The sequence below is a fragment of the Halomonas daqiaonensis genome (assembly GCF_900109725.1).
GTDB classification, from domain to species: Bacteria; Pseudomonadota; Gammaproteobacteria; order Pseudomonadales; family Halomonadaceae; genus Halomonas; species Halomonas daqiaonensis.
Window position 1 is genome coordinate 52723 of the sequence record NZ_FOBC01000020.1, and the last position, 12461, is coordinate 65183.

Below are 12461 nucleotides of genomic sequence, written 5' to 3' on the forward strand. Positions count from 1 at the left end.
CCTGGTGATCAACATGATTAACATGAACGATTTTCTAAAGGGCAGTGGCTTTATCCAGCCGATATGGATATTTGTCATCGTCATTACGGTTTTCTTCAGCTTCATGTCGGAGTACTTTCTCTCCGTCGGAAACCTGAGCAACATCCTGGTCCAGACCTCGACCATCGGGCTGATCGCACTGGGCATGACCTACGTGATGATCAACGGCAACATCGACCTTTCGGTGGGTGCCGTCCTGGGGCTGGCTGCATCGTTGTCGGTCGGCCTTCAGGACTATGGCATCACCATCGCGGTCATTGCCGCTCTGGCGTCTGGCCTTGTCCTGGGTGCCATCAATGGCCTGATCGTCTGGAAGACCGGCGTCAACGCCTTCATCGTGACCCTGGGGGCGATGATCGGTGTCCGTGGCCTCATCTTCGTCTACACCGAAGAGCAGTCCTTCTACGCTACTAATTTCGCCTTCTCCGACTTTGGGACCGCCTCGATCGGACCGTTTCCCGTGCTCGCCATCATCTTCCTCATCTGCACCCTGGTGATGCATCTGGTGCTCAAGAAGACCGGCCATGGTCGCAATACTTTTGCCGTGGGCGGCAACCCCGAGGCCGCTCTGGATGCGGGTATCCGCATCGGCCGTCACATGATGATCAACTTCATCATCGTGGGGTTCTTCGCTGCTCTCGCCGGGGTGCTTCTGGCGACCCAGATGGGCGCCGCCACGCCGAACCTGGGTCGTGACTATGAATTGTGGACCATCACAGCCGTGGTGCTCGGTGGCACCAAGCTGACGGGCGGGTACGGCAGCATCACCGGCACCCTGGGCGGCGTGTTGGCCATCGGCATCCTACGCAACGGCATGAACCTGATGCAGGTACCGGCCTTCTACGTGCTGGTCATTCTCGGCGTCATCCTGATCTCGGTGCTGATCATCGACCAGCGGCTCAACGTCCATGCCAGCAAGGGAGTCAGCATATGAGTACTGCAGCCATGAACCGGAACACCGCTCACGGTGAGAGTTCCTCGAGCCCCGTGCTGTCGTTGATCGACATCACCAAGAAGTTTCCGGGTGTGTTGGCCCTGAACAAGGTCAGCTTCGACGTCAGGGCGGGCGAGGTCCATGCCCTGCTGGGCGAGAACGGCGCTGGCAAGTCCACCCTGATGAAGGTACTGGCCGGCAAGCATCAGCCCAACGGGGGGAAGATCATCCTCGCGGGAGAGGAGAAGTCCTTCGAGAATCCCAAGCAGGCCAAGAAGAGCGGCATCGTGCTGATTCACCAGGAGCAGTCGCTGGTCCCCGAGATGTCGGTAGCCGAAAACATCTTCCTGGGCAGCCTGCCGCTGAAATGGGGCAACCGTGTCAACTGGAAGAAGCTGCACGCCGACAGCACCGAGATACTCAAGCGGCTCAAGTGTACCTTTAGCTCCCGCGACATGGTCAGCAACCTCTCCATCGCCAAGAAGCAGATGGTGGAGATCGCCCGGGCCCTGGTCTTCACACCTCGGATCGTGGTCTTCGACGAGCCGACGGCATCACTGACCGATCACGAGAAGCCGGTGCTCTACGACATCATCCGCAACCTTCAGGAGCAGGGCGTCGGTATTGTTTATATCTCGCACCGCATGGACGAGATCTTCCACCTCTCCCAGCGTATCTCGGTCCTGCGGGACGGCGAGTACAACGGGACCCTGAACACGGTCGACACCAGCGAGGATGAGGTCACCAAGCTGATGATCGGCAGGACCCTCGAACTTGATCATGCCAGCAAACCCAGCCAGTTCGGCGAGAAGATGCTCGAACTGCGTCACCTCACCGTGAATGGAGTGTTCGAGGATGTCAGCTTCAGCGTCCGCAAGGGGGAGATCGTCGGCATGTACGGTCTGGTCGGTGCGGGTCGCTCCGAGGTTGCCGAGACGGTCTTCGGTCTGCGTCAGCCGTCGGTCGGCGAGATCCTGCTCGAAGGCAAGGTCGAGACGATTCGTTCCAGCCACGATGCGGTGGTCAAGGGCATCGCTCTGGTCCCGGAGGATCGCAAGGATCAGGGTCTAATCCTTGGCATGAATTGCCGCGACAACATGACCCTCTCTGCGCTTGGCAGTGTCTCTTCCATGGGCTTCATGAAGACCGGAGAAGAGAAGGTCGTCTACGACAAGTACCAGCAGGCGATGAAGATCAAGACGCCCAGTTGGCGCCAGAAGGTCGGCAACCTCAGTGGTGGCAACCAGCAGAAGATCGTCATCGGCAAATGGCTGCATACCCATCCCAAGCTGCTGATCCTGGACGAGCCGACCCGCGGCATCGACGTGGGCTCCAAGGCCGAGATCCATGCGCTGATCAAGGAACTGGCCCGGTCGGGCTATGCGGTGCTGGTGATCTCGTCAGAAATGCCCGAGGTACTGGGCGTCAGCAATCGCATCATCGCGATGTACGACGGCCGGGTGACGGCGGAATTCGACGGCGATGCGGTCTCCGAGGACAAGCTGGTTCAGGCCATCACCGGGCAGTACGTCACTGACGCCAGCGGACCTGCCCCCGCGGCCTCGGCCTGATGGGGCAGTGCGCCCGCGCCTGACCTTCCCACGCAATCACGAGGACACCACCATGATGCCCTTCATCTACAACGGCTTGCCGTCACGCGTCATCTTCGGCCAAGGAACCCTGTCCCGACTCGCCGACGAGGTCCGTGAGCTGGGCTGCCACCGTGCACTCGTCCTGGCAACGCCCGAGCAGGCAGGCCAGGCCCGCGAGGTGCTTGCCCAGTTGGGCGAGCTCGGGGCAGGCCTCTTCGCCGAGGCCAGGATGCATACCCCTGTCGAGGTGACCGACGCGGCGATGCGCCACCTGGAAGAACTCGAGGCGGACTGCACCGTGGCCATCGGGGGCGGTTCCACCATCGGGCTCGGCAAGGCCATCGCCCTTCGGACCGGCCTGCCTCAGGTGGCGATCCCCACGACCTATGCCGGCTCCGAGATGACGCCGATCCTCGGGGAAACCCGGGACGGCCTGAAGACGACCCAGCGCACCCTCGAGGTGCTGCCCGAGGTGGTGATCTACGACGTCGACCTGACGCTGGGTCTGCCGGTCGGCATGTCCGGTACCAGCGGTATCAATGCCATTGCCCATGCGGTGGAAGCGCTCTACGCCAAGGACCGCAATCCGGTGATCTCGTTGATGGCGGAGGAGGGCATTGCGGCCCTGGCACGCAGCCTTCCTCTGATCGTCCAGGAGCCGGCCAACCAGGTCGCGCGTTCGGATGCTCTCTATGGCGCCTGGCTGTGCGGTGCCTGCCTGGGCTCCGTCGGGATGTCGCTGCATCACAAGCTCTGCCACACCCTGGGCGGCTCCTTCGACCTGCCCCATGCCGAGACCCATACCATCGTGCTGCCCCACGCCGTGGCCTACAACGCCGGGGCCGCCCCGGAGGCGATCTCCCGCATCGCCCGGGCGCTGAGCAGCGACGATGCGGCCGGTGGGCTCCATGACCTGGCGCGCGCCGTGGGGGCGCCCCTGGCCCTGGCCGACATCGGCCTGCAGGCGAGCGATATCGATCGGGCGACCCAGATCGCCACGAGCAATCCCTACTGGAATCCACGCGAGATCGAGGCCGACGGCATCCATCGCCTATTGAGCGATGCCCATGCCGGCCGTCGTCCGACATCAAGGGAGGTTACCGACGCATGAAGACCCTGCTGACCAATGCCACCGTGGTGACCATGGACCCCGGGACCGGTGATCTAGTCGATGGCCAGGTGCTCGTGGAAGATAATCGTATCCTGGCGGTTGGCCATGACCTGCCGTCCGAGGGGGCCAAGGTGGTCGACTGTCAGGGTGGCATTCTGATCCCCGGGCTGGTCAATGCCCATATGCATACCTGGCAGACGGCCCTGCGCGGCGTTGCCGCCAACTGGACGCTGCTCGAGTATTTCGGCCATGTGCATCGCGGCCTGGCGACCCTGTTCAGCCCTGATGACATCCATATCGCCACCCGGATGGGCGCGCTCAACCAGCTCAACTGCGGTACCACCACCCTGGGTGACTGGTGCCATAACAACCCCACGCCCGAGCATACTGATGCGGCGATTCGCGGGCTCAATGAGTCCGGTATCCGGGCACTGTTCTTCCACGGCTCGCCCAAGCCGGACCCCAAGCCGGGCCAGCCACACTTCAGCGAGATTCCCCATCCCCGCGGCGAGGTCGAGCGGCTGCTCGCCGGCTCATTGGGCGACCACGAGGGGCGCGTGACTCTAGGCCTGGCGATCCTCGGGCCGCACTACTCCACCCTCGATGTCACCCTGCACGATTTCGAACTGGCCAAGGAGTTCGGCCTAGTGGCCTCCATGCACCAGGGCGGCGGCAAGGCGGTCACCCCCGGTGGCTGGGACGTGATCGAGGAGAAGGGACTCCTGGGGCCGGATATCAACATCGTGCACGGGCAGAGTCTGGACGACGAACAGCTGGCCAGGTTCTGCGAGAAGGGGGTGACCTTCTCCATCGCGCCTGAGAACGAGATGACCCAGGGGCACGGCTTCCCGATCACCGGCCACGTTCGCCGACACGGCGGCGTCGTCTCCCTGGGGGTGGATCTCGAATCGGTGATCTCCGGGGACATGTTCACGGTGGCGAGGATGGCGCTGGGCATGCAGCGCTCCCTGGACAACGATGCCTCGCGACACGAGCAGGGCAGCATTCCCGACACATCGACCATCCGCACCCGCGAGGCGCTTCAGTGGATCACCATCGACGGTGCCCGCGCCCTGGGTCTCGAGGGGCGCATTGGCAGCCTGACCCCTGGCAAGCAGGCCGACATCGTGTTGCTCGACAGCAGTCAGCTGAACATGCAGCCGGTCAATGACCCGGTCTCGACCGTGGTCATGCAGGCGAGTCTCTCCAACATCGACAGCGTCATGGTGGCGGGAGCGTTCCACAAGCGACACGGCAAGCTGCTGGCGGACGTCGAGGAGGGGATCAGCCAACTGGCAGCCTCCGGTCACCGCATCTACGCCGAGCTTCAGTCACGCCAACAAGAGGGGGCGTCACAATGACAACAACCAACAAGGTAGCCTGGATTGGCCTTGGCAAGCTGGGCTTGCCCATGGCGACGCGGATCGCCGCGGCCGGCTATCCCGTCCAGGGGTTCGATCTCAGCGCCGAGCGAATGACGCTGGCCGAACAGTTCGGCATCACGGCTCACGATGACCTGGCCTCCTCAGTCGAAGGTTGTGGCCTGGTGTTCGTGTCGATTCCCGATGACCGGGCGCTACTGGGCCTGACGCTGGCGTCGGGTGGGCTGATCGAGGCGATGGCCCCTGGCAGCGTGCTGGTTGAGACCAGCACCGTCAGCATCGAGGCCTCCGCCAGGGTAGCCGCGGCCGTCGGGACGCGGGGTATTGCCTATCTGCGCAGCCCGGTGTCGGGCAACCCGGTCGCCGCCGAGTCCGGCACCCTGTCGGCCATGGTCTCCGGTCCGCGCGAGGCGCTGGATGAGGCCGTGCCGGTGATGAACACCTTCACCAAGGCCCAGTACTGGCTCGGTGACGATGAGCAGGCGCGCTACGCCAAGCTGGCGATCAACCTGATGATCGCGGTAAGCGCGGGGATGATGGGCGAGGCCCTGGCGATGGCCCGCAAGGGCAACATCGGCTGGGAGGCGATGCTGGACCTGATGGCCGACAGCGCCGTGGGCTCGCCGATGGTCAAGTACAAGACTCAGCCGCTGAAGGAGCGTGACTTCACCTCCACCTTCTCGGCCGCCCAGATGGCCAAGGACCTGGACCTTATCCTCGGCTGTGCCCACGGCGACGGTGTCGCCGTGCCCCTGGCCGCCCAGATGCGCGAGGCCTATAGCTCGCTGATCGGCACAGGGCATGGTGAGGATGACTACATCGCCGCGATCCACCATACCGAGCGCCTCTCCGGGCTGCCGGCCATCGAGAGGAAATGATCCATGCGAAATCTCAATGCAGAGAACATCACGGATGCCGTGATCGAGCAGTTCGCCGGCTGCAGTGACGAACGCCTGAAGAGCGTGCTGAACAGCCTGGTCACCCACCTGCATGGCTTCCTGCGGGAGGTCCAGCCCACCGAACAGGAGTGGACCCAGGCCATCGACTTCCTGACCCGCACCGGCCAGATGTGCGATGACAAGCGTCAGGAGTTCATCCTGCTCTCCGATACCCTGGGCGTGACGATGCTGGTCGATGCCATCAATCATCAGACATCGGACCCCATGGTGTCGGAAAGCACGGTGCTGGGACCCTTCTACGTGGCCGACCCGCCCCAGGTCGCCCAGGGCGAGTCGATCGACTGGAACGTCGAGGGAGAGCCCTTCTTCGTGGAGGGGCGGGTGCATGACGGTCGCGGCGAGCCAATGGCCAATGTCGTTGTCGATGTCTGGCAATCGGACAGCGAAGGATTCTACGACGTCCAGAAGGAGCTCGAGAGTGCCTCGTTGCGGGCCAGGTTCACCACCGACGACCAGGGACGTTATGCCTTCTGGACGGTGACCCCCTCACCCTATCCGATCCCCACCGACGGCCCGGTCGGCAAGATGCTGGAAATCACCGGTCGACATCCGTACCGGCCCGCTCATGTGCACTTCATGCTGATGGCCGAGGGCTTCGAGACCCTGGTGACCCAGGTCTTCGCCGAGGACGACCCCTACCTCGACTCCGACGCCGTCTTTGGCGTCAAGGATTCCCTGGTCAGGGAATATGAGCTGCTGCCACCGGGAAGAGCACCTGATGGAAGGTCGATGGAAGTCCCCTTCCGCCATCTGACATACGACTTCGGTCTGAAGGCGAGCCGCTAGTCGCAACGCAAGACGAAACCATCCAGCAACCACCATCCAGCAAGAGGAAAACGACATGACTGTCATCGATAACACTGCGGTCGAGACACTGTTTACCGAGGCGCGTACCCATAACGTATGGAAGGATCAGGATGTCAGCGAGGAGAAGCTGCGCGAGTTGTATCACCTGCTACACTTCGGCCCGACTTCCATGAACTGCCAGCCACTTCGCGTGCTCTTCCTTAAGAGCCAGGAAGCCAAGGAAAGGCTAAAGTCGGCACTGCTTCCCGGCAATCAGGAGAAGACCATGCAGGCGCCCGTGGTGGCCGTGCTGGGCTACGACACCGAGTTCTACCAGCACCTGCCGCGAATGTTTTCCCACAACAAGGATGCCAAGTCGCTGTTCGAGGGCAAGACGGACTTCATCAATTCGACGGCGTTCCGCAATAGTTCCATCCAGGGTGGGTATTTCATCCTGGCCGCCCGCGCATTGGGGCTGAATGCCGGGCCGATGTCCGGCTTCAACAATGCGGCGGTGGATGAGGAGTTCTTTCCCGATGGTCGGGTGAAGAGCAACTTCCTCTGCAACCTGGGGTACGGCGATGCCTCGGCGCTCTTCCCGCGCCAGGATCGCTTCACGTTCGAGGAGGTTTGCGAAGTACTGTGATCCGGTCTTCAGGGAGGCGACTCCCGGACATCCCGTGAGGCATTTCACTCATGTGAGGCAATGGACTCCTCCGATTGGGCCGTGATCGTCACGGCCCCTTTTTATAACTGGTCAGAGAGCAGGGGGCCTGCATGGTGTACGACTGGCAGTTTATTGTATTGATCATCATCGCCGTGCTGATTACCGGCATATCTAAATCGGGTTTCGCCGGGGGCGTCGGGGTGGTGGCGGTGCCGCTGATCTCGCTGAAGGCCAGCCCGGTCTTCGCCGTTGCTGTGATGCTGCCGCTGCTGATCGTGATGGACCTGTTCAGCCTCAAGGCCTGGTGGCGCCACCGTGTGGGGTTCGTTCTGTGGCTTATGCTTCCCCCGGCGGTGCTCGGCGTGGCGGTCGGCTACCTGACCTATGGCCGCTTAGATGAGGACCTGCTCAAGGTGCTGCTGGGGGTGTTCTCGATCCTGTTCGGCCTGTGGGGACTGCTCAAGCCCTTCCGCGGCCGCGTCATGCCGACATGGGTCGGTGGGGTGAGCGGCGGCATCGCCGGCTTCACCAGTTTCATCGCGCATGCAGGGGGCCCGCCGCTCAACTTCTACCTGCTGCAGTGTAGGCTCTCCAAGGAACAGTTCCTGGGAACCGCCGTGGTCTTCCTGGCCGCCATCAACCTGGTAAAGCTGGTGCCCTACGGCATGCTCGGCCTGCTGAATATCGAAAACCTCACCGTCGCGCTGCTGCTGATCCCGGTGGCCTGGCTGGGGGTGCGCCTAGGGCTTGTCATTCAGAAGCGATTGAGCAGTGAGCTCTTCTTTCGAATCATTCTGGTCTTGCTGATCCTGCTGGGGATCCGGTTGATACTCGATGGCATCCGTTGACGCCGGAGTGATCTCCGTGTAGTTGCCCCGTGGTGGTGCAGGAAGCTATCGTGAACTTGTCCAGTCGCTTCATTGCCGAGGCGGGTATGAAAGATCAGCTGCATGAGTTGCACCCCGAGGGCCCCTACGATGAGCTCTCCGAGCCACCGATGCCGAAACTTACCAGCACCGAGTTCGCTCGCTTTCTGGATTTCATAGAGAAGTTCGAGGATACAACCGAACAATCCCTCTCCATGACGCAGGGATACCGGGAACTGCGCATGATGATTCACGTCATGCGCAATCATCTGGCCGGACGGCTCACTACTCCCACCTCGCTGGCCGATGCCTCCGGGCTCTCCTATGGCACGGCCAAGAGGGGAATCGAGAGTATCATCAAGCGAGGGCTGATCCTTTCCCGCCCCAGGACAAAGTCGGGAAAGACGGTCTCTCTACATCCTTCTCATGCCATGATTGAGGAGTGGGAAAATTATGCAAAGCGGATCAAGGCATTGTTGGGAGATACCTTTGGCCTGAACCCCAAGTCCGACTCGACGATCCAGATTATTCTAGACGAACCCTACCAGTCGTCTGACGTGATATCGCCGCCCGCTGTTCTGTCTCAACGGCTTGATCTCAAGGGAGGACTACGGGTCTTGATGCATGCCGATCCCACCTTCATGGCGATGCATAACCTCAAGCGTCAGCTCGAAGCAATCTTCGGGGTGGATATCAAGAATAAGGCGAAGTCGATCGATAGCCTGCGCGAGGAGATTCTTTCCAACTCGCGCTTTTCTCATTCACATTATGACATTGTCACGTGTAACCTACCTTGGTTCGGAGAGTTGGCGTCACAAAATATGCTGTTACCCCTTGATGCCTTTATTGACCGAGAAAGCTACAACCTTTCTGACTTTCATTCTGAGGCCATCCATAGTGCTCGTTATGCTGGAAAGCAGTACGGAATACCGGTACAAACCACACCTGAGCTCTTGTGCTATCGCAAAGACATTCTGGAAAGCGCTGGGCTTTCGCCTCCGTCGACTACGGAGCAGCTGACAAGGGTAGCCAGGGCGCTTCACAATCCCGGCAAAAGGTTCTATGGCATCGCCTGGAATGCGGCCAGAGGAACGCCTTTGGGACATACCTTTGCCTTTCTGATGGCGAAATTCGGTCAGCCGATCATCAATCTTCAGCGTATCGAAGGAGGCTATGCGTTCGAGGATGCGAAAGGGGATCAGCTTCGTCCGATGTTCCTGACGGATGCTGCCTTTCGTGCCTGCGAATACATGCTGGATATCTTGAAGTATTCGCCTCCCAATATCCTGCAGATGTCTTGGTACGAGCGTGCCAGGTCCTACGCAGCGGGTGAGGTTAGCATGGCCTACTGCTACACCTCGCTCGCACCACTGTTTGAACTCAACAAGAATTCCCCTGCCTGGCAGCAAACCGGCTATCTTCCCCATACCGTCGGCAATCATGGTCGACCCGTCGTTCCCATCGGCGGCTATGCTCTGGCAATTCCTGCGAACCTTTCGGAAGAACGAGTGGAAGCCGCTTGGGCGGCCTTGCGCCACCTGACGTGCAGGAGCATGTCCAAACTCTATATTCTGAATGGCAGTCTGGTAACGTCACGGTTCAGTGTCAGCCGTGATCCCGAGGTATCTTCGCTATCGCCACTCATTGGCGAGGTGGACAAAATGGCCAGGGAAGGCATCCTTCAGGCCTGGCCACGTCCACCTGTTGCCGATATAACCTCCATCATCGATATTGCTGGCCAAGAGATATTCGAGGTACTGGCAGGGAGGCGCTCCATCAAGAAGGCCCTGTCCATAGCACAGGACAGGGCCGATCGGGTGATGCGAGACAGAGGATACTACTGATCCATCGGCTAGGTGGTCGGTTGTGTCACTGCATGATCATGCCGCCATCGATCATTAGCAGCTGGCCGGTCATGTAGTCCGACTCGGGGCTGGCCAGAAAGGAGGCCGTACCCACCACATCCTCAGGGTAGGAGTAGCGCTTCATCAGGATCATCTTTTCGGCAAGCTCATCCATGGACTGGCCCTGCTTGTCGAACTTGCCGATGCTGACAAGATCCTTGTCAAGCTGCTCCCACAGCTCGGTACGCACGACACCGGGACCGTAGCCATTGACGGTAATGTTGTGGTCGATCAGCGCCTTGGCGCCACCGTTGATCATTGCCAGCACGGCGTGCTTGCTGCAGGCATAGGGCACCACGTCATCGAAGGCCTGGCGCGACAGTATGGAGCCCACGTTGAGTATCTTGTAGGGCCCGTTCTCCTTACCCTGCTTGATCATCTGCTTGGCGGCTTCCTGCATCCCTAGAAGGCATCCTAGGGCATTAACGTCCATGATCTGTCGCCAATTCTCTTCGGTGATATCTAGAAACATCAAAGGCTTGTTGATGCCGGCATTGTTGACCATGACATTAATGCTTCCAAAGGCATCGACGGTGGCCTTCACAGCGGCCTTCATCTGGTCGCGCTCAGTGACGTTCAGTTTGACAGTGATGGCCTTGCCGCCATCCCTTTCGTTGATGCGCTTGGCAACTTCCTCACATCCTTCGATATTCAAATCAGCCACGCAGACATTAGCACCCTGCTCGGCATAGTGCTCGGCGACAGCAGCACCCATACCGCGAGCGGCACCAGTGATCAGACAGTTTTTTCCTTTCAGACGGGTCTTATCCATGGGGTGACCTCCAGGTATTTTTGTTCAAATAGAATGTGTCCCCGTTGAACACATCCCAACCGTTTTGGCAAATATGTATATCGAGAAAGCAGGATGAAATGTACTCCCCTCTTCAGACTGTATTTCACCATGCAGTGCAGATTGTCCAATACTTGGCTCAAGAGTCATAGTTGCCACCAGCACCATTTTGACCAGTTTGGTTTTTTTGCTTCCAATGACAGTTCTTTGTCGTTTCATGTGGATTTAGTCTGATCGGTCCCCCGTTGTGTTGCCGATCAGGTAGATCATCGCGATGAGATTGACTTCGTTCCGGTAGCCTAAGAGCGGGACTGGGCCCCTTGGAACAGACTATTCATGCCCTACAGCCTCGCGTTGGTCAGGCCGAATCCCCTGCTCGGTATACCGCCCCAAGGTCGTCTGGGCCTTCGCCATTGTCTTGATTCCACCTAATTCACCGGGCTGACTTAGAAATGAAGATGGCGAGTGAATTATCTTGTAGAATCAGGATGTTCCTGTCAGGACAGGATTCAAGAGGACTACTCGCCATGGGGTACACCTCGTTGAGTGTACTGCCTTAACGGGCTGTCCACTGTTGATGGGCAAGATCAGGATGGTATAACCCACATCGCCGGCACTCAGCGATTGGCTATGCCAGTCCTATACAGTTCGAGCGTCAGCATGCAGCAGCCTCTGGCCTTGAATGCTGAATTCAAGCAATAAGCGCAGCACCAGCGGTGTCCAGGGCTCCTGAGTATTCTCCCAGGGACACCTGTGCCGGTGTCCGATAGCCGAGGCGCTTTCTGGAGCAGGCATATAGGAGCGGCGCGGACCAACTCGACTTGACCAATCTACAAAAAGAAATTGGTTAAAATAAACCGAGCCACGGATTGAATCACTGGCATATTGCCACCATACTCAGCCTCGACACTAACCAAAGGGAGATATTACATTTCGATCCTCAACACCTACATGCAGAAAGAACAGCAGTACAAACAGCTTCAGGAAGAGCTGGACAAGCTGAAGAATGACGACCGCCTCAAGAGCGAGCTGGACTTCAAGAACCACCTCGAGACCCTGATGCGCGAATTCGATAAATCGGCCGCTGACGTCATCAAGCTGCTGGACCCAACACAGGACGCTGACAAGACCTCCAGCAGCGCCAAGAGCACTGGACGCGCTAAGCGCAAGCTGAAGATCTACAAGAACCCGAACACCGGCGAGGTCGTCGAGACACGCGGCGGCAACCAGAAGACGCTGAAGGCATGGAAGGAGGAGCACGGCGCAGAAACCGTTGAAGGCTGGCTGGTAAGAACAGAAGACTAAAGCACTTCAATCCTGCCCACCAACCCATCGGTGGGCAGGGCAGCTTTCGGCCAAGAGCGGACGTCCAGCACGAGCTCATATAAGATGGAGTTTAGTTGTCACCGCCTCAAGACCGAACATACAGCG

General features: G+C 59.6%; 11 protein-coding genes. 10 read left to right on the forward strand and 1 reads right to left on the reverse strand.

Annotated features, from left to right (window positions below; translation table 11 throughout):
• Window positions 1–13: 13 nt before the first annotated feature.
• The 9 genes from BMY30_RS14625 to BMY30_RS14665 all read left to right on the forward strand — a co-directional run bounded on the left by BMY30_RS14625 (window position 14) and on the right by BMY30_RS14665 (window position 10180).
• Window positions 14–973, forward strand: a complete 960-nt coding sequence (locus BMY30_RS14625; protein ID WP_089715020.1) for an ABC transporter permease — start codon at window positions 14–16, stop codon at window positions 971–973.
• Complete coding sequence (locus BMY30_RS14630; protein ID WP_244516227.1) at window positions 970–2544, forward strand: sugar ABC transporter ATP-binding protein; 1575 nt, start codon at window positions 970–972, stop codon at window positions 2542–2544. The genes BMY30_RS14625 and BMY30_RS14630 overlap by 4 nt, the downstream gene beginning before the upstream one ends.
• Before the next feature lie 52 nt (window positions 2545–2596).
• Window positions 2597–3676: a maleylacetate reductase gene (locus tag BMY30_RS14635; protein ID WP_089715041.1), complete on the forward strand. Its 1080-nt coding sequence runs from the start codon at window positions 2597–2599 to the stop codon at window positions 3674–3676.
• Window positions 3673–5037: an amidohydrolase family protein gene (locus BMY30_RS14640; RefSeq protein ID WP_089715022.1), complete on the forward strand. Its 1365-nt coding sequence runs from the start codon at window positions 3673–3675 to the stop codon at window positions 5035–5037. Before BMY30_RS14635 ends, BMY30_RS14640 begins: the two co-directional genes overlap by 4 nt.
• Window positions 5034–5936 carry an NAD(P)-dependent oxidoreductase gene (locus tag BMY30_RS14645; protein WP_089715024.1) on the forward strand — a complete coding sequence of 301 codons (903 nt, stop codon included), beginning with the start codon at window positions 5034–5036 and terminating at the stop codon, window positions 5934–5936. The genes BMY30_RS14640 and BMY30_RS14645 overlap by 4 nt, the downstream gene beginning before the upstream one ends.
• 3 nt (window positions 5937–5939) lie before the next feature.
• Window positions 5940–6803 carry an intradiol ring-cleavage dioxygenase gene (locus BMY30_RS14650; RefSeq protein WP_089715026.1) on the forward strand — a complete coding sequence of 288 codons (864 nt, stop codon included), beginning with the start codon at window positions 5940–5942 and terminating at the stop codon, window positions 6801–6803.
• A 55-nt stretch (window positions 6804–6858) separates the two neighbouring features.
• Window positions 6859–7449 (forward strand): malonic semialdehyde reductase, encoded by a 591-nt coding sequence (locus BMY30_RS14655; protein WP_089715028.1) that lies wholly within the window; start codon window positions 6859–6861, stop codon window positions 7447–7449.
• A 131-nt stretch (window positions 7450–7580) separates the two neighbouring features.
• Window positions 7581–8318 (forward strand): sulfite exporter TauE/SafE family protein, encoded by a 738-nt coding sequence (locus tag BMY30_RS14660; RefSeq protein WP_089715029.1) that lies wholly within the window; start codon window positions 7581–7583, stop codon window positions 8316–8318.
• A gap of 50 nt (window positions 8319–8368) precedes the next feature.
• A complete protein-coding gene (locus tag BMY30_RS14665) occupies window positions 8369–10180 on the forward strand; it encodes an extracellular solute-binding protein (RefSeq protein WP_244516228.1) in 1812 nt (603 codons plus the stop codon).
• A 25-nt stretch (window positions 10181–10205) separates the two neighbouring features.
• On the opposite strand, the gene BMY30_RS14670 is transcribed toward BMY30_RS14665, so the two are convergent.
• Window positions 10206–11012, reverse strand: coding sequence for an SDR family NAD(P)-dependent oxidoreductase (locus BMY30_RS14670; protein ID WP_089715031.1), 807 nt, complete (start codon window positions 11010–11012; stop codon window positions 10206–10208).
• A gap of 948 nt (window positions 11013–11960) precedes the next feature.
• Here BMY30_RS14670 and BMY30_RS14675 point away from each other — a divergent pair.
• Entirely contained in the window at window positions 11961–12335 is a 375-nt protein-coding gene (locus BMY30_RS14675) for a histone-like nucleoid-structuring protein, MvaT/MvaU family (RefSeq protein ID WP_089715044.1), read from the forward strand.
• The last annotated feature ends 126 nt before the right edge of the window (window positions 12336–12461 follow it).